This is a genomic window from Metapseudomonas resinovorans DSM 21078, from assembly GCF_000423545.1.
In the GTDB taxonomy this organism is placed as follows: Bacteria; Pseudomonadota; Gammaproteobacteria; order Pseudomonadales; family Pseudomonadaceae; genus Metapseudomonas; species Metapseudomonas resinovorans.
Map to the genome: position 1 here is coordinate 166,484 of NZ_AUIE01000008.1, position 17,619 is coordinate 184,102.

A 17,619-nucleotide genomic window follows, 5' to 3' on the forward strand; every position below is an offset into this window, starting at 1 on the left:
TCGGTGAGCCCTCCGCCTCAGGCCTGCTTCAACTGCGCCGGGTCGATCGGCAGGCTGCGCAGGCGCTTGCCGGTCGCGGCGTAAATGGCATTCACCACCGCCGGGGCGATGATCACGGTGGACACTTCGCCCAGGCCACCGGGGGACTCGCCGCTGTTGATGATGTGAGTCTCTATGGGTGGGACCTCGTTGATACGCAGCAGTCGGTAACTGTCGAAGTTGCCCTGCTCGACCCTGCCGTCCTTGAAGGTGATGTTGCCGAACAGCGCAGCCGTCAACCCGAAGACGGTGCCGCTCTGCATCTGCGCCACCACCGAGTCCGGGTTGATGGGAATGCCGCAATCCACCACGCCGATCACCTTGTTCACCTTCACCGTGCCGCTGGCATCCACGCTCACTTCCGCCACCTGGGCGGCATAGGTGCCGAAGCAGTAGGTCAGCGCAACGCCACGGCCATGCCCGGCTGGCAGGGGTGAATCCCAGCCGGATTTCTCGCGCAGGGTTTCCAGCACCTTCAGCGCCCTCGGGTGTTTCTCCAGCAACGGAGCACGGTAGGTGAAGGGGTCGGCCTTGTTCATCACCGCCAGCTCATCCATGAAACCCTCCACCATGAAGGCGTTCTGGGTGTGCCCCACGCCCCGCCAGAAGGCGGGGGTGATGCCCTTCGGCGGATCATGGCGCACGTAATGCACGGCGAGGTTGGGAAAGCCGTAAGGCCCGCAGGCATCGCGCACGGCATCGCCATCGACCCCGTTTTTGAATCGGTCCGGCGCCCAGCGCGCGATGATGGACCCGCCGGTGACTTTGTGGGTCCAGGCGATGGGCCGCCCCTGCTCGTCCAGGCCGGCCGACAGGTGGTTGTAGTGGAAAGGCCGCAAGGTACTGTGGCGGGTGTCTTCTTCCCGGGAGTAGATGACCTTCACCGGGTAATCCACCTGCTTGGCGATCTCCACCGCATGGCCGACGAAGTCGGTTTCCAGGCGCCGACCGAAACCTCCGCCCAGCAGCTGGTTATGCACCTGCACCGCCTCTTCGGGCAAACCGGTGAGCTGTGCCGCCAGGGTCTTGGCCCTGGTTGGCACCTGGATGCCAAGCCAGAGGTCGCAACCGTCCTTGCGCACATGGGCCGTGCAGTTGACCGGCTCCATGCAGGCGTGGGCGAGGAACGGCACCTGGTAGGTCACCTCGACCTTCTTCGCCGCCTTGCTCATGGCCTCCTGCACATTGCCCTCGGCACGGGCCTGCACCCCCTCTGCCTTGGACGCCTCCGCGATGTTCTTCAGCAGGTCGGCACTGGAAAGCTTGGCGTTTTCACCCTCGTTCCACTTGATCTGCAACGCTGCCAAGCCTTTGCGTGCCGCGCCGGTGTGATCGGCAATCACCGCCACCGCGTTGTTCGTCCGCACCACCTTGCGTACGCCCTTGACCGCCATGGCCGGCGCTTCGTCCACCTCGGCCAAGGTGCCGCCCAAGACCGGGCAGATGGTCAGCGCTGCGACCTTCACACCCTCGGGACGGGCGTCGATGCCGTACATGGCCTTGCCCCGGACCTTGTCGGGGCCATCGGTGCGCTTGGCCGGCGTGCCAATCAGCTTGAACTGGGCCGGCTCCTTCAGGGCAACCTCGCCCGGCATCGGCAGCTTCGCGGCGGCGTCCACCAGTTCGCCATAGCCCAGCTTGCGCCCGCTTTCCGCGTGCACCACGACGCCGTTCTCAGCCTTGCAGCTCTCGACCGGCACCGACCACTGCTGCGCTGCCGCCATCACCAGCAGGGTGCGTGCAGTGGCGCCAGCCTGGCGCAAGGGGACCCAGTTCGCCGGTACCGATGTCGAACCACCGGTGACCTGGAAGCCCAACATGGGGTTGGCGTAGCGCTTGTCGTCCGCCGGAGCGTGCTCGATCACCACCTGGTCGAGGGCTACTTCCAGCTCTTCGGCGATCAACGCGGGCATCGAGGTGTACGTGGCCTGGCCCATTTCCACGGGCTGGATGATGAAGAACACCTTGCCGCTGCGATCGATGCGGATGTAGGCGTTCGGACTGAACTCACCCTCTGCGGCCCGTGCATCGCCCATCAGGCCCGGCACGGTGAAGCTGATCAGCAGGCCGCTACCCACCGCGGCGCTGGCCTTGAGAAAGCCCCGACGGCTGAGGCCGAGGTCGGTGATTGCGCTGACGTCGTTCATGCTGCGCCCTCCCCTTTGGCCGGTTGCGGCCCAGCCGCCACCTTGATGGCCTCGCGGATGCGCAGGTAAGTGCCACAACGGCAGATATTGCCGGACATGGCGCCGTCGATTTCCGCATCGCCGGGATTGGGGTTGCTGGCCAGCAACGCAGCGGCAGACATGATCTGCCCCGATTGGCAGTAGCCGCACTGCACCACCTCCTGGGCCAGCCAGGCGTCCTGGACACGCTTGCCTACTTCGGTGTCGCCGATACCCTCGATGGTGGTGATTTCCGCACCCACCATACTGCTCACCGGCATCAGGCAGGATCGCACCGCCGCGCCATTCATGTGCACGGTGCAGGCGCCGCACAGGGCCATGCCACAGCCGAACTTGGTGCCGGTCATGCCCAGCACGTCACGTAGCACCCACAGCAACGGCGTATCAGGATCGACGTCGACGCTGTGCTCGGCGCCATTGATTTTCAAGGTGAGGGCCATATCGCCTCCTGTTGGTTTTTTTCATCAGGAGCCCGTCTGCACGGGCATTGCACGGTTCGCCAGGGCGATACGGCGGCCCCGGAAGCAAAGGCAGGGGAAGGGATTGATCAAGGAGCGCCTGAGTGGGCTTCGGGTGGCGTGCCTGGGTAGTCGACAAGCAGAACCTGAAGCATGGGGTGCCTCCGTAGGTAGGCCGTTCCATCAGGACTGGGTGGCTGGCGGCTCCGAGGCGCCAGCGCGGGGTATCCGAAGCATGCTAGAAGCGCAAGCGGAAACTGCCAAACGATTTAAACGCACTACTCGGGTGAGTTTTTTTCAAGCCTTTTCGGAGCCCCGATGCCACTCGCGGTATCCTGTAGCGCTCGCTCGCACAGGCCCGATGTTCCAATGTCCGCTGCCCTCTCCCAGGAACACCTCCCTCCCGTTCTCGCCGGCCCCATGCTGCGCCGGATCGAAGCCCGCCGCCTGGTGTTCTGGCTGGTCGGCTCGCGCAGGCTGGCGCCAACGCTGCGCCTCTCCCTGGAAGGGGGCGACGAGTACCCGCTGGGCGCGGACTGCTGCCGGGTGATCCCCTTCGGGCGGCACGCCTACTTGCACTTGATCGACCTGCGGCTGGAGACCTCGCTGCCCCTGGACCAGCAGATCGACTACGACCTGTTGATCGACGGCGCCGGTATTGCCGAGTGGGCGCCTCATCTGATTTACGGCGAGGCGAGCCAGCCGAGTTTCGTCCTACGCTCGCGCATCGACCAGCTGCTTCATGGCTCCTGCCGCAAGCCGCACTATCCGGCGGATGACGGCCTGCTATGCGCCGATCGCCTACTGGCAGCCGGGCCCGCACCTGAACAGCGACCCGCCCTGCTGATGCTGAGCGGCGACCAGGTTTACACCGACGACGTCGCCGGTCCCATGCTGCGGGCCATCCATCAGTTGATTGCACGACTCGGGCTGTTCGATGAACGCCTGGACGGCGCCGTGGTGAGCGACAGCAGGGCGCTGTATGCGCACCCTGCCGGCTACTACCACCGGGCCGACCTGCTGCCCGCGCTGGAAAGCAACGAAACGCTGCGCGAGCGTTTCTTTGGCGGCGCACGCAAACCCATCTTCACCAGCAGCAACGCCGAGAACCATCTGGTGACCCTGGCCGAAGTACTGGCCATGTACTTGTTGGTCTGGTCGCCCGTGCCCTGGACGCTGATCGAATCGCAGATTCCCGTCCTGGCGCCCAAGAAGGCCGAGCGCTACCGCCTGGAAGAGTCGCGCCTGGAGGGTTTCCGAGCGGGGCTTCCCGGTGCCGCGCGTGTGTTCGCCCACCTGCCGACGCTGATGATCTTCGACGACCATGACATCACCGACGACTGGAACCTTTCGGCCCAGTGGGAGCAGACCGCCTACGGCCATCCGTTCTCCAAACGCATCATCGGCAATGCGCTGCTGGCCTACATGCTCTGCCAGGGCTGGGGCAACGATCCGGCCGCCTTCGCCGAACTGCTGGACCGGACCGAGTCGCTGGCCGCCACGGCTGCTGATGACAACACCCTGAATAGCACGATCCTGGACGGACTGATCGACCGCCTGATCACCTTCAACCGCTGGCAATACGTGCTGCCTACTACGCCGGCGCTGGTGGTGCTGGACACCCGCACCCGCCGCTGGCGCAGCGAAATCAATCTCAAGCGCCCCTCTGGCCTGCTGGACTGGGAAGCATTGAGCGAGCTGCAGCAGGACCTGCTGGACCACCCTTCGGCCATCATCGTGTCACCGGCCCCGGTATTCGGGGTCAAGCTGATCGAGACGGTACAGCGGGTGTTCAGCTGGCTGGGCCACCCGCTGCTGGTGGACGCGGAGAACTGGATGGCCCACCGCGGCGCGGCCCAGGTGATCCTCAACATCTTCCGCCACTCGCGCACGCCGGGCTCCTACGTGATTCTCTCCGGCGACGTGCACTATTCCTTCGTCTACGAAGTGCTGATCCGCCATCGCCAGCAAGGCCCGAAGATCTGGCAGATCACCAGCAGCGGCATCAAGAACGAATTCCCGCGCCGCCTGCTGGATGTGTTCGACCGCCTCAACCGCTGGCTCTACTCGCCGCGCTCGCCGCTGAACTGGTTCACCAAGCGCCGCCCGATGAAGGTGATGCCGCGCACGCCGGAGCACAGCAAGGCCGGTGAACGGCTGTGGAATTCCGCCGGCCTTGGCCAGGTGTTCTTCGATCTGGAGGGCCGGCCGACGCGCATCTTCCAGCTCAACGCCAACGGCACCGAGCCCACCGAATTCCTCGAAGAGCGCGCCGACGAGGCGGATGAACATCCCGTGGCCCGGCGAGTATGATGCCTCCTCGCTCTTCTGACGGCCCTTCCATGAATACGACTCCCCCCTTCGGCACCGGTGACGCCTCCTACCAGGCCGCCGGTGGCATCGACGGCCTGCGCCGGCTGGTCGACGACTTCTACCGCCTGATGGACGAGCTGCCCGAAGCCGCCGACCTGCGCCGCCTGCACCCGGAAAGCCTGGAACTGTCCCGCGACAAGCTGGCCTGCTTCCTCAGCGGCTGGCTGGGCGGGCCAAAGCTGTTCAGCGAGAAGTACGGTTCCATCTCCATTCCGTCCTTTCACGCCCAATGGCCAATCGACGAATCCCTCAGCGCTGCCTGGCTGGGCTGCATGGAACGCGCCATCGCCCTGCAGCCCTTCTCACCGGCGTTCGCCGACTACCTGCTGGCGCAGTTGCGAGTGCCAGCCCATCGGGCAGTGCAGGCTAGCCGCGCACGGCATTCGGGTACGTAATCCAACGACGTCGTTCTCGGGCTTTTGACGGCCTCACGAGCACGCCCCTATAGTCAGCACCGCTTATCATATGGAGACCTTCCAATGCCCCCTCGTGACGAGAACTTCGGCTTTCTCCTCGCCGATGTCTCCCGGCTGATGCGCAGGTCCTTCGAGCGGCGCCTCACCGGCAGCACGCTGACACTCAGCCAGGCCCGCGCCCTGGCCCATATTTCGCGCAACGAGGGCTGCCGCCAGGTGGAGCTGGCCGACCAGTTGGAGGTCAAACCCATCACCCTCGCCCGGCTGCTCGACCAGTTGGAACAGGTCGGACTCGTGGAGCGCCGGCCCGATCCCGAGGACCGCCGCGCCTACCGCCTCTACCTGAGGGAAAAGGCCGAGCAGGCCCTGCTGGAAATCCGCGAGGTCGCCGCCGCCACGCATGCCGAGGCACTGCGCAATCTCTCCGGGGCTGAAGCCGATGCACTCGCCAGTGCGCTGCGCAAGATGCGCGAGAACCTGTCCTCCCGTTGATTCCCAGCGCTACCCCAAGTCATCGCAAGCGTTCGCCAAGCCGGACACCCACGCAATTACTGAGTGAGTTAACCCGCAGGCTGGCGACGTAGCTGATTGCGCCGCCAGGCCGCGGGTGGCGCCCCGAACTCGCGGCGGAACGCACGACTGAAGGCCGTGTCGGTCTGGTAGCCGACATCTTCGGCGATGCGCGCCAAGGGGGCGTTGCTACGGCGCAGCAGGTTGGCGGCCAGCAGCATCCGCCATTGGGTCAGGTACTGCATGGGCGAGCTGCCCACCATCTGCTGGAAGCGCTCTGCCAGGACCGAACGCGACGTGCCGGCGGTACGGGCCAGATCTTCCAGGGTCCAGGCCTGGGCCGGGCACCTGTGCAGGGCATTGAGCGCCGTGCCGACGATGCGGTCGCCCAGTCCCACCAGCCAACCGGTGCGCCCTTCAGTCTGTTCGTTCATGTACAGGCGTAGCACCTCGATGAACAACACCTCGGCCAGTTTGGCCAGCACCCCCTCGCCGCCCGGCCGCGGCGACTTGGCCTCGGACAGGGCATAGCGCACCGAAGCCTCCAGCCAGGGGCCGGCACTGGATTCCCGTACATTCACGCGCACCAGCGGCGGCAGCCCGGCCAGCAGCATATCCGCCAGCCGTGCATCGCACGCCAGGTAGCCACACACCAGGCGAGTGATCGCGCCACCCCCGCCATAGGCCAGTTGTCGCGGCCGGCGAGCCAGCACCTGGTCCAGGCGCCCCCCCGTGGCCGGCGGCAGTCCGGGCTGTGACGTCATGCGATGGGCGTGGCCCTGGGGAAAGAGCACCACATCACCCGCCACCAGGTGCACAGGGGAGGCGTGGCCGAGCTCGACGAAGCATTCACCCGCGGTAATCAGATGGAAGATCACCACCCGCTCGGCGCCAGGCTCCAGCAAAGGCGCTACCGAGTCGGCACGCGGCGACTGGTAGCACCAGGGCGCACTGAACCTGGCGTTGATGAAAATGGCGCCGACCAGGCGGACGACGCGCAGGGTTTCCGATAGAGCATCCATCAGCCCTCACCTCCGGCGGCATTCCTCAAATTCTGGGCGTCCACAGGCGTTTGCAGAGCCCGGCCGGATAAATGGCCATGCTCAGGCGGACGATCGGATAGGCCTTGCCGACGCTCGGGCAGGACGACGCCGCTACAGAGGCGGATAGTTCGCCTGCACGCCACTTACTGCCCAATCCACCAAAGGCGTGCATGCAACACCCGAGAAGCCAAGAAAACGAGGTCACCATGCCCAAGTTCCTCATCGAAAGAGAGATACCGGAAGCTGGAAAACTCACGGAACGAGACCTCAAGGCCATATCACAGAAGTCCTGCCGAGTACTCCGAGAACTCGGTCCAGAGGTGCAATGGGTCCAGAGCTACGTCACCGACGACAAGCTGTACTGCGTCTACATAGCCGCCAGCGAGGAGCTGGTGAGAGAGCACGCCCAGCAGGGCGGCTTTCCCGCCAATCGCATTTCCCGCATCAGCTCGATCATCGACCCGACCACCGCCGAATGAGTCCCGAAATGACCACCGCAACTGATCTCAATGCTCTGAAAAGCCGTCAGATGGCCTCCTGGGCCAGCGGCGACTACGCCGTGATCGGCACCACCCTGCAACTGGTCGGCGAGCTGCTGGCCGAAGCCTGCGACCTTCGCCATGGCGAATCGGTACTGGACGTCGCCGCCGGCAACGGCAACGCGACCCTGGCCGCCGCACGCCGTGGCGCACGGGTAACCTCAACCGACTACGTCCCGGCGCTGCTGGAGCGTGGCAGGGAGCGTGCCCAGGCGGATCATCTGGAAGTGAGTTTCCAGACAGCCGACGCCGAGAACCTTCCCTTCGCCGATGCCAGCTTCGACGTGGTGATGTCGACCTTCGGGGTGATGTTCACCCCCGACCAGGCCAAGGCTGCCGCCGAACTGGCACGCGTCTGCCGACCGGGCGGGCGGATAGGCCTGGCGAGCTGGACGCCGGAAGGCTTCATCGGCCAGATGTTCAAGACCCTCGGTCGTCATCTACCGCCCCCGCCGGATGTGCAGCCGCCATCGCGCTGGGGCGTTGAAAGCCACCTGCGTGAACTGTTCGACGACAGTGCACGGGAAATCTCGGTGGCGCGCCGCCTGTTCAACTTCCGCTACCAGTCCGCCGCACACTTCATCGAAGTCTTCCGAACCTGGTACGGCCCGGTGCACAAGGCCTTCGCCGCCCTCCCCGCCGATGGCGCAGTCGCGCTCGAGCGCGACCTGACCGAACTGCTGGAGCGCTATAACCGCGCGGGGCCGGAGTCGCTGATCGTGCCGAGCGAGTACCTGGAGGTGGTGATCACTCGAGCATGAGGCGCCTGTGGGGGCGATTTCATTGGCGATGTCTGCGTTAGATGTTGCAAGCAGCTGCGTTGCCCGTAGGAGCTGGCTTGCCAGCGAATGGCCCCGTTTCGCTGGCAAGCCAGCTCCTACAGGACTCTTGGCCCGTTGGTAAATCTCTCGCAACAGCCAAGGCGCGCTTGGCGATTGAGATCGCCCCTACAGCCTCGGAGCTTTACGCCTTACCGGCCCTGCGTCGTCGCCTCGGCAATCACTTCAACCTGGCGAGCGAAGCGCGCCGGCTGGGTCACGGTGGGGAGCTCGGGATTGCAGATCAGGTTGGCGTAGTCGTAGCCGCGATCGCCAATCACCCGCTTGGGGTCGATAGCCCGCCAACCACGCTCGCCGAAATCGAGCACGTTCTCGTGATGGACATCTCCGTGCAGTACCACCACTTCGCGCTGAGAGCCCAGCAGCTCGCGGGCGCAGGCGGCACCGCAAGCGAACAACCCACCCTTCTGCCGCGCGACCAGAGGTTCTTAACCCGTCCGATAACCGCACAGAACCCCCTTGGACAAATTGACGTAATTAACTGGTTAGTACATTTTCATTGTCAGACGCTCTGGCGCTTTTCAGCCGGGTGAGAACAACAATGGAGACCTGCCGTAATGACTCGCACCGTCCTCGTGCTCAACGGGCCGAACCTGAATATGCTCGGCACCCGTGAGCCCGCCACCTATGGCCATGAAACCCTCGCCGACATCGCCGCCCAGTGCAGCCGCACTGCCGCTGGGCTGGGTTTCGAGGTGGACTTCCGCCAGACCAACCACGAAGGCGAACTGATCGACTGGATCCACCAGGCACGCGGTCGCTGCGCCGGCATCGTCATCAACCCTGCCGCCTGGACCCACACCTCCGTGGCCATCCGCGACGCCCTGGTGGCCAGCGAGCTGCCGGTGATCGAAGTGCACCTGTCCAACGTGCACAAGCGCGAGGAGTTCCGTCACCACTCGTTCGTTTCCGCTATTGCCGTCGGCGTGATCTGCGGACTCGGCAGCCAGGGCTACAGCCTGGCGCTGCAGCACTTCGGCCAACTGTTTTCCAAGGGTTGAACACTATGTCCCAGAGCAAGCACTCCGTCCTCGCTGGCCTGATCGGCGCTGGCATCCAGGCGTCCCGCACCCCCGCCCTGCATGAGCATGAAGGCGACGCGCAGGGCCTGCGTTATCTCTACCGCCTGATCGACCTGGACCAGTTGAAACTGGACAGCAGCGCCCTGCCCGACCTGCTCAGCGCCGCTGAGCGCATGGGCTATACCGGGCTGAACATCACCTTCCCCTGCAAGCAGGCAATTATTCCGCTGCTGGACGAACTCTCCCCGGAAGCCACCGGCATCGGTGCGGTGAACACCGTGGTGCTGAAGGATGGCAAGCGCGTCGGCCATAACACCGACTGCCTCGGTTTCGGTGAAGGGTTCCGCCGTGGCCTCCCCGATGTACAGCGCCGCCAGGTGGTGCAGATGGGTGCCGGTGGCGCGGGTTCCGCCGTGGCCCACGCCCTGCTGGCCGAAGGTGTCGAACGCCTGACCCTGTTCGAAGTGGACGCCGCCCGTGGCCAGGCCTTGGTGGACAGCCTCAACCAGCACTTCGGTGCTGGCCGCGCGGCCCTGGGTACTGACCTGCCCAATGCCATGGCGGAAGCCGATGGCCTGGTCAACACCACGCCGATTGGCATGGCCAAGCTGCCGGGCACACCGGTGCCTCAGGAGCTGCTGCGGCCCGAGTTGTGGGTAGCGGAGATCATTTATTTCCCGCTGGAAACCGAACTGCTGCGTGATGCCCGCGCCATCGGTTGCCGCACGCTGGATGGCGGCACCATGGCCGTATTCCAAGCCGTGAAGGCATTCGAACTCATCAGCGGCCATAGCGCCGATGCCGACCGGATGATGGCGCACTTCGCCAGCATGAACGGCTGATTGAAAGCGCACGCCGTGCGTACCGGACGTCCGGTGCGCACGGCGCACACTACCCGATCAGTCCAGCACCGGACTCGGCAGCGTAAGCGCATGGGTAGTAATCCAGCTCGTACATCCCCGCCTCGTGATCCTGGTTCACCCCGGCATAGCCCTGGGCGGCCAGCTTCTGCAATTCAGCCTTCGATTCGCGTGAATGGTGTCAGCTGACGTCGCGCGGCGCGCGAATGGCTCAGGCCTGCAGGTAACGCAGCACCGACTCGCAGATCATCGCCTTGTGCCGGGCCTTGACCTCCTCGTCGGTGAGATCGATCTGGAAGATCTGGCCGAAGGTATTGCGATTGGAGACGCGATAGAAGCAGAAGGAGCTGATCAGCAGGTGCAGGTCCAGCGCATTGACGCCCGCTCGGAACAGGCCTTCAGCCTGGCCGCGTTCGATGATCTCGCCCATCGCATCGAGGATGGTCGTGCTCATGGAACGGATGGCGTTGGACTGCTTGACGTACTCGCCGTAATGGATGTTTTCGATGGAGACGATGCGCACGAAATCGACGTTGCGGTCGTGGTGGTCGAAGGTGAATTCCACCAGCCGGCGAATGGCCTCGCGCGGTTCGAGTTCAGCCAGGTGGAGCTTGCCTTCGGTGTGGCGAATATCGCCGTAGAGCTTTTCCAGCACTTCGACGTAGAGCTGCTCCTTGCTGCCGAAGTAGTAGTAGATCATGCGTTTGGAGGTATGCATGCGCTCGGCGATGGCGTCGACCCGGGCGCCGGACAGGCCCTGCTGGACAAACTCGGTAATGGCCGCCTGGAGGATGTTCTCGCGGGTTTTCTCCGGGTTGTTCTTGCGCCCTTTGCGAGGGGCCTCTACGGGCAGGTCTTGGCGTTCGGCAGTTGTTGTCATCTTGGGCTCACGGCCAGCGGAAACTGGGTGGATTATGGGCTGGGCGGCGGCCGTTAGGAAGCCTGGCGCAGGCAAGGCGCCAGGCTCCCGCGCGGTCTACAGCTTGGCCTTGGCGATGGCGCCGCTGCGCGCCTTGGCCATGGCCGCCAGGCGCACCGCAACGTTGGCCGCGCCGTAGCCGGCATAGCCGTTCTTGCGCTGCAGGATTTCGAAGAAGAAGCGTCCCTCGAACGGCTCGGTGTAGACGTGGAACAGCTCGCCTCCCTGGGCGTCGCGGTCGTACAGCACGTTGTAGTAGGCCAGTTCGCTGAGGAACTCGTCGTCGAAATCGAAGCGCGCCGCCAGGTCGTCGTAGTAGTTGAGTGGGATATCCAGCAGCGGCACGCCGGCATCCTTGGCACGGCTCACCTCGGCGAAGATGTCCTCGCAGGAGAAGGCGATGTGGTGGGCGCCGGAGCCGCCATAGCTGGACAACGCATGGGAGATAGCCGTGTTGCGGTTCTCCGAGATGTTCAGTGGCAGACGGATGCTGCTGCAGCGGCTGCGCAGGGCGCGGCTCTTCACCAGGCCGTAAGGGTCCGGCAGCACCACTTCGTCGTCGGCTTCGAAGTCCAGCACGCTCTTGTAGAACAGCACCCAGCTGTCCAGGCCGTCGGCCGGCAGGGCCAGCGCCATGTGGTCGATGCGGTCGAGCTGACCGGTCTGGCTGGCGCCCGCATCGAGGACGAAGTCACTGTCATAGATGGTCTGTCCGGCCTGGGCCTGTTCCACCAGGTAGATCAGGCTGCCGTCCGGCGCGCGCACGGCCGGAATCTCGCGCTCGTTCGGCCCTACCAGGCCACGGAATGGTTGTCCCTTGAACTCGCGGGCTCGCTCCAGCGCGCTGCCACTGTCCTTCACCCGCAGGGCGGTGGCGCACAACGACGGGCCGTGGGCCTCGAAGTATCCGTGGGCAAAGGAATAGGGTTCGGCATTGAGCACGATATTGATGTCGCCCTGGCGCAGCAGGCTGACCGCCTTGGAGCGGTGCTTGCCGGCGCGGGCGAAGCCCAGGCGCTCCAGCCAGTTGGCGAGCTTGGCGCCCTGGGACTCGTCCACGGCGAATTCGAGGAATTCCACGCCGTCGTAGCGGCTGGCCGGCGGCGGCGCGAAGAGGATGTCCAGGTTGGCCGGCGGGGTCGGGTCCTTGGCCAACAGCTTGCGGGTCTTCTCTTCGAGGTAGAGCAAGGAGCGCAGGCCATCCGCGGCGTTGGCGCGCGGCGGCGCGGCGCGGAAACCGTCGTTGAAGATCTCCAGCGACAGCGGGCCGGTGTAGCCGCTGCGAATGATGGGCGCGAGGAAGCCCGGCAAGTCGAACTCACCCTGGCCGGGGAAGCAGCGGAAGTGCCGGCTCCACTCCAGTACATCCATGGCCAGCAGCGGCGCGTCGGCCATCTGCACGAAGAAGATCTTGTCGCCGGGAATCTCGGCGATGCCACTGGGATCGCCCTTGATCGACAAGGTATGGAAGCTGTCCAGCAGAACGCCGAGGGCCGGGTGGTCGGCCTGGCGCACCAGGTTCCAGACCTGCTGCCAGCTGTTGACGTGGCGGCCCCAGGCAAGCGCCTCGTAGCCGATGCGCAGGTTGCGTGCGCCGGCGCGCTCGGCCAGCAGGCGCAGGTCGTCAACGAGGATTTCCTCGTCCGGCAGCGAGTCGGGCTGAACGTTGCTGCACACCAGCACCAGGTCGGTGCCCAGTTCCTGCATGAGGTCGAACTTGCGTTCGGCGCGGTCGAGGTTCTTCTGCAAGCGGTCGCGGCGGCAGCCCTCGAAGTCGCGGAACGGCTGGAACAGAGTGATGGCGATGCCGAGATCGGCGCACATCTGGCGGACTTCGCGCGGGCTCCCGGCGTAGTACAGGAGGTCGTTCTCGAAGATCTCGACACCGTCGAAACCGGCGGCGGCAATGGCCTCGAGTTTTTCCGGCAGGGTACCGCTCAGGGAGACGGTGGCAATGGAACGCTGCATGCTTCAGCTCCTTGTGGGTGGGCGCTGCAACTACCTGTAGGGGTGAATTCATTCGCCAAGGGTCGCAACGCGGCCCCCTGTGAATCCCAGGGCAGACCTACGGTCCGCCAGGCGATTGAATTCGCCCCTACAACAGATTGCGAAAACCCTTCGTTTTCGTAGCTGGATCGATTATTCGCGCGTAAAGTCTGCCCAGCAATTCAATATGTACGAACCAGTTAGTTTTGTGTTCGATCAGCGAACAAAAGGCCGGTTATCGAATTGACGCTTTTTCGATCACTGCGCAACATGAACCCCATGTTGCAGACAACCCGTCGGGTGGCATCACTGCCAGCCCAGTCACCCGGAGGGTCCTGCGATGACAACCAAGCGTCACGACATAACAATTTCAAGAAACAGGTACCCGCTCATGCTCACTACCAGCCACCTGATCGAAGCCCCCTCCTCCAGCCGGCATGCCACGGCATCCAGACCGAGTGCGACCGCCACGTCGCCACTCTGAACTGACTCCCTGACACCACTCGGACAGCGATAACCGGAAAGCTCCCGACGAGCACCGTTACGCAAACGTGCACGCGTTCCAACCAGGCCTTGCGCCGGGGAATGTGCGTCCGGCTACCTAACAAAAACAACGGAGACAACGATGGCTACTCCCTCCAGCTCCCAAGCCAAGAAAGCAACTGCCAGCGGGTGGATAGGCTCCGCCCTCGAGTATTACGACTTCTTCATCTATGCCCAGGCGGCAGCGCTGATCTTCCCGCAGATCTTCTTCCCGAACACCGACCCGAAAATGGCCATCATCGCCTCGCTGGCGACCTACGGTGTCGGCTACCTGGCGCGCCCGGTGGGTGCCTTCGTGCTGGGCCACTGGGGTGACACCCGCGGCCGCAAGAACGTACTGCTGCTGTGCATGTTCCTGATGGGTATCTCCACCATGGCCGTCGGCCTGCTGCCGACCTACCACGATATCGGCATGCTTGCCCCGGTACTGCTGGTACTCCTGCGCCTGGTCCAGGGCTTCGCTGTAGCCGGCGAAATTTCCGGTGCCAGTTCGATGATCCTCGAACATGCGCCATTCGGACGGCGCGGCTACTACGCCAGCTTCACCCTGCAAGGCGTACAGGCTGGCCAGGTGATGGCGGCTGCCGTGTTCCTGCCGCTGGCCTACTTCATGCCGAGCGAAGCCTTCAATGAGTGGGGCTGGCGGATTCCGTTCCTGCTGAGCGCCTTCGTCCTGGTAGCGGGCTTCATCATCCGTCGTGAAGTCCATGAGACCCCGGCCTTCGTCAACGAAGAGAACCAGCACAAAGTCGCCAAATCCCCGGTTACCGAAGCCTTCCGCCACAGCTGGAAGAGCATGGTGCTGGTGATGTTCATGGCCCTGATGAACGTGATCCCGGTCGTCGCCACCATCTTCGGCGCAGCCTACGCCGTGCAGCCGGCCTACGGCATCGGCTTCGACAAGAGCGTGTACCTGTGGATTCCGGTGGTGGGCAACATCGTCGCCGTGCTGGTCATCCCCTTCGTCGGCAACCTCTCCGACAAGATCGGCCGCCGTCCGACCATGATCGCCGGCTGCCTGGGCTCCGGTCTGCTGGCCTTCGTTTACCTCTACGCCATCAGCATCCAGAGCGTTCCGCTGGCCTTCTGCACCTCGATCCTGATGTGGGGCATGGTCTACCAGGGCTACAACGCGGTGTTCCCGAGCTTCTTCCCTGAGCTGTTCCAGACCCGCTTCCGCGTCTCGGCCATGGCCATCGCCCAGAACATCGGCACCATGCTGACCGCCATGCTGCCGGCCCTGTTCGCCGCCGTCGCCCCGCCCGGCTCGGACAACATCCCGGTAGTGGTCGGCTGCATCGCCTTCTTCATCACCTGCGTGTGCGCCCTGGCTGCCTACGTGGCGCCGGAAACCCATCGCCTGGCCATGGACGACCTCGGCAACGCGGACGCCAAACCGATGGACAAGCAGCAATACGAGTCCACCCGCGAGAACAGCATGCGCGCCGTCAGCCACTGATCGCGCACGCCACCTGAGCAGAGAAGGCCCCAATTGGGGCCTTCTCTCTTTCTACCGGACCTGTTTCGAACGCTCATGACAATGGAGATGAGCATGGCATTCCTTCGCCTCAGCATCCCCCGCCGCGCACTGGTCAGCTTCGGCCTGTTCGCCCTGCGCCAGGTGGCGGAAGTACGCGCCACCGGGCAGCACACCGAGAACGTGTCACTGCCCAGCACCCGCTATCTCGGCGAAATCCGCGACTACATCCTGAGCACCCGCGTGCTCAGCCTGCGCATGGCCCTGAACCGCGAGCCCGAAGTGCTCAAGCCGACCGCCGAGCGGCTGCATCTGGTGGAAGGCTGGCTGGACGATGCCCTGGAACTGCAGGAACGGGTGGTGAGATTCAGGCTGTAGCTCGACTTGCTCCCCTCTCCCGTTGGGAGAGGGGCTGGGGGTGAGGGAACCTGCAGTGGACTCAGCTCTTGCGCTGCATCCAGGCCGCGCCCAAGCCGCTCAGGCAGATGATGGCAATTCCCACCAGGCTGGTGGCATCAGGGGTGTGAGAGAAGACCACAAAGCCCAGCAACCCGGCGAACACGATCTGGCAGTAGCCGAACGGCGCCAGCAACGCCGGTGCAGCCAGGCGGAACGCCTGGGTCAGTAACAGGTGTGCGGTCATGCCAGCGCCTCCCAGTGCCAGCATCAGCAGCCCATGCCCCAAGGTCGGGACTTGCCAGAAGAAGGGCACCAGGGCGCTCATCACCAGGGTGTTGCACAGGCCGGCAAAGAAGTTGCTGGTGGTCGGGCTGTCATGGGCCGCGACCTTGCGGGTGAGCAACTGGTAGAAGCAGAAACCCAGGGCCGAGCAGAAGGGAAACAGGATGGCCGGGGTGAACAGCTCCCCACCTGGGTGAACAACCACCAGCACACCAATGAACCCCGTCACCACCGCAGCCCACTGGCCAACGCTGACCTGCTCCTTGAGCAAAGGCACCGAAAGCGCTGTGACCAGCACCGGCGCCAGGAAGTTGACCGCAGTCGCCTCCGCCAGGGGAATGTACTGCAGCCCCGCAGTGAACAGCAGGCTGGTGCTGAGCAGGCTCAATGCCCGCAGCACCTGCAGCACTGGCCGTTTGGTGCGCAGTACGCGCAGGCCGGCCTGGGGCAGGAAAATACCGGCCATCAGCAGGGTATGCACCAGGTAACGCGCCCAGACGACCATCACCACCGGATAGAGGCCGCCCAGGTACTTGGACAGCCCGTCATGCCCGGCGAAAAGGAAGGTGGCCAACACCACCAGCAGGATGCCCCGCAGCGGTTGGTTGGCGCCGGACAGCGGGGTACTGATGCTCATGGGGTTCTCGAAAAAAAGAACGCGGCCCAGCCGGCCGCGTAAAGGGTGAAATCTCAGACCTGCTGAAGCAGCGTCCGCGCCTTGTCCAGCGCCATCCTTGCGCGGTCCTGGGCACTGACGCCCTGCTCCATCAACTGGCGCGTGGGTATTTCCAGGCTCAGGGGAATGTTCGCCGGCAGTGTCCTGAGCAACCCGATCAGGTCGCTATCACCATCGCCGGGGAAGCGCCGCTCGTTGCGCGCCTGACGAAGAATCTCGTCCATGTCGTCCGGACGCGGGCCAGCCACATCACAAAGCTGGACATAGCGCAGGCGCTCCGGGGCCAATTTGGCGAGGTCCTCCAGTCGAGAAGCCGAGCGGTTGAAGTGGAAGGCATCCACCAGCACGGCGCCGTTGGCCCGCCCGGCGTTCTCAACGATGCGCGCGGCCTGGACCAGGTCGCGCGCGTCGGTCCAGGGCATGAACTCCAGACTGGGATGCATGCCGTAAAGGCCGGCCAGGTCGCAGAAGGCGGCGAAATTGTCGGTCATCCGCACCTCGTCAGCGTCGTTGCCGGCCACCAGCACTTCCGTGGCACCGAACTCGGCACCGGCGGCCAGTATGGGTTCGAAATCGGCTATGCGGGTTTCCGCCTTGAGCCGCAGGATTTCGATATCCAGCACCTTCACGCCGGTGTCGCGCAGACGCTTAAGGGTCTGCCGACGCAACGCGGCATCGGCCACCAACGGGAAGTGATGCTCCTCGGGTGTGGCCGGCACCAGGCGCAGGCCGACATGGCTGTAGCCGGTACGTGCGGCTACTTCCACCATTTCCGGTGGAGAGAGTTCGAGGACGGTGAGGGCGGCGAGGGAGAAAACTCGATCAGTCATGCTCTACTCGGAATCCAGTTCCACAATTTGTCTGGCGGTATTTAGAACGCAGTTCCATTTATTCGCAAGAAAAAAATACGGCCCTCTGACGAAAGCAGGATTCGCGAAGAGATGTGGGGAAGGTGCAGGAATCTGTAGGGGCGATTTCAATCGCCAAGCAGCCCGAAGGGCTGCCCTGCTGACCAACTTGGGGCAGCTGCGCCGCCCTTGGCGAATGAATTG

At 64.3% G+C, this 17,619-nt stretch carries 16 protein-coding genes and 2 pseudogenes; 9 read left to right on the forward strand and 9 right to left on the reverse strand.

Translation table 11 applies throughout. The annotated features are described in order from the left end of the window. Nucleotides 1-17: 17 nt before the first annotated feature. Both G559_RS0109440 and G559_RS0109445 read right to left on the reverse strand, forming a co-directional pair. A complete protein-coding gene (locus tag G559_RS0109440; RefSeq protein WP_028627986.1) occupies nt 18-2,186 on the reverse strand; it encodes a xanthine dehydrogenase family protein molybdopterin-binding subunit in 2,169 nt (722 codons plus the stop codon). Beyond that, a complete protein-coding gene (locus G559_RS0109445) occupies nt 2,183-2,665 on the reverse strand; it encodes a (2Fe-2S)-binding protein (RefSeq protein WP_028627987.1) in 483 nt (160 codons plus the stop codon). Before G559_RS0109445 ends, G559_RS0109440 begins: the two co-directional genes overlap by 4 nt. Before the next feature lie 387 nt (nt 2,666-3,052). On the opposite strand from G559_RS0109445, the gene G559_RS28770 reads away from it, so the two are divergent. From G559_RS28770 to G559_RS0109460, 3 genes are all read left to right on the forward strand, one after another. Further along, nucleotides 3,053-4,996: an alkaline phosphatase D family protein gene (locus G559_RS28770; protein WP_036997253.1), complete on the forward strand. Its 1,944-nt coding sequence runs from the start codon at nt 3,053-3,055 to the stop codon at nt 4,994-4,996. 29 nt (nt 4,997-5,025) lie between these two features. Next, a complete protein-coding gene (locus G559_RS0109455; RefSeq protein ID WP_171016497.1) occupies nt 5,026-5,451 on the forward strand; it encodes a group II truncated hemoglobin in 426 nt (141 codons plus the stop codon). Between the two features lie 84 nt (nt 5,452-5,535). Beyond that, nucleotides 5,536-5,964, forward strand: a complete 429-nt coding sequence (locus tag G559_RS0109460) for a MarR family winged helix-turn-helix transcriptional regulator (protein WP_028627989.1) — start codon at nt 5,536-5,538, stop codon at nt 5,962-5,964. A gap of 68 nt (nt 5,965-6,032) precedes the next feature. Here the strand turns inward: G559_RS0109460 and G559_RS0109465 are convergent, their stop codons facing one another. Further along, nucleotides 6,033-7,004, reverse strand: a complete 972-nt coding sequence (locus G559_RS0109465) for an AraC family transcriptional regulator (protein WP_028627990.1) — start codon at nt 7,002-7,004, stop codon at nt 6,033-6,035. 227 nt (nt 7,005-7,231) lie between these two features. On the opposite strand from G559_RS0109465, the gene G559_RS0109470 reads away from it, so the two are divergent. Further along, nucleotides 7,232-7,504, forward strand: coding sequence for a DUF4242 domain-containing protein (locus tag G559_RS0109470; protein ID WP_028627991.1), 273 nt, complete (start codon nt 7,232-7,234; stop codon nt 7,502-7,504). Nucleotides 7,505-7,512: 8 nt separating this feature from the next. Then, nucleotides 7,513-8,325, forward strand: a complete 813-nt coding sequence (locus tag G559_RS0109475) for a class I SAM-dependent methyltransferase (RefSeq protein WP_028627992.1) — start codon at nt 7,513-7,515, stop codon at nt 8,323-8,325. A 227-nt stretch (nt 8,326-8,552) separates the two neighbouring features. Here G559_RS0109475 and G559_RS0109480 read toward each other — a convergent pair. Then, nucleotides 8,553-8,819, reverse strand: a pseudogene (locus G559_RS0109480) (aminoglycoside phosphotransferase family protein); the annotation flags it as partial. A gap of 141 nt (nt 8,820-8,960) precedes the next feature. On the opposite strand from G559_RS0109480, the gene aroQ reads away from it, so the two are divergent. Both aroQ and G559_RS0109490 read left to right on the forward strand, forming a co-directional pair. Then, complete coding sequence (aroQ, locus tag G559_RS0109485) at nt 8,961-9,404, forward strand: type II 3-dehydroquinate dehydratase (protein WP_028627994.1); 444 nt, start codon at nt 8,961-8,963, stop codon at nt 9,402-9,404. A gap of 5 nt (nt 9,405-9,409) precedes the next feature. Further along, nucleotides 9,410-10,267, forward strand: a complete 858-nt coding sequence (locus tag G559_RS0109490) for a shikimate dehydrogenase (RefSeq protein WP_028627995.1) — start codon at nt 9,410-9,412, stop codon at nt 10,265-10,267. A gap of 49 nt (nt 10,268-10,316) precedes the next feature. Here G559_RS0109490 and G559_RS31100 read toward each other — a convergent pair whose 3' ends face one another. The 3 genes from G559_RS31100 to quiC form a co-directional block, all read right to left on the reverse strand. After that, the gene (locus tag G559_RS31100; RefSeq protein WP_276325057.1) at nt 10,317-10,439 is read right to left on the reverse strand and encodes a hypothetical protein; all 123 of its coding nucleotides are present in this window, start codon (nt 10,437-10,439) and stop codon (nt 10,317-10,319) included. A gap of 57 nt (nt 10,440-10,496) precedes the next feature. Beyond that, nucleotides 10,497-11,165 (reverse strand): TetR family transcriptional regulator, encoded by a 669-nt coding sequence (locus tag G559_RS0109500; protein WP_028627996.1) that lies wholly within the window; start codon nt 11,163-11,165, stop codon nt 10,497-10,499. Nucleotides 11,166-11,261: 96 nt separating this feature from the next. After that, nucleotides 11,262-13,172: a 3-dehydroshikimate dehydratase QuiC gene (gene quiC / locus G559_RS0109505; RefSeq protein ID WP_028627997.1), complete on the reverse strand. Its 1,911-nt coding sequence runs from the start codon at nt 13,170-13,172 to the stop codon at nt 11,262-11,264. 643 nt (nt 13,173-13,815) lie between these two features. On the opposite strand from quiC, the gene G559_RS0109510 reads away from it, so the two are divergent. Both G559_RS0109510 and G559_RS0109515 read left to right on the forward strand, forming a co-directional pair. Then, nucleotides 13,816-15,192: an MFS transporter gene (locus tag G559_RS0109510; protein WP_028627998.1), complete on the forward strand. Its 1,377-nt coding sequence runs from the start codon at nt 13,816-13,818 to the stop codon at nt 15,190-15,192. Nucleotides 15,193-15,285: 93 nt separating this feature from the next. Next, a pseudogene (locus tag G559_RS0109515) lies at nt 15,286-15,555 on the forward strand (methyl-accepting chemotaxis protein); the annotation flags it as partial. A gap of 94 nt (nt 15,556-15,649) precedes the next feature. On the opposite strand, the gene G559_RS0109520 reads toward G559_RS0109515, so the two are convergent. Both G559_RS0109520 and G559_RS0109525 read right to left on the reverse strand, forming a co-directional pair. Further along, nucleotides 15,650-16,528 (reverse strand): DMT family transporter, encoded by an 879-nt coding sequence (locus tag G559_RS0109520; protein WP_028628000.1) that lies wholly within the window; start codon nt 16,526-16,528, stop codon nt 15,650-15,652. Between the two features lie 53 nt (nt 16,529-16,581). Then, nucleotides 16,582-17,397: a sugar phosphate isomerase/epimerase family protein gene (locus tag G559_RS0109525; RefSeq protein ID WP_028628001.1), complete on the reverse strand. Its 816-nt coding sequence runs from the start codon at nt 17,395-17,397 to the stop codon at nt 16,582-16,584. Nucleotides 17,398-17,619 lie beyond the last annotated feature (222 nt).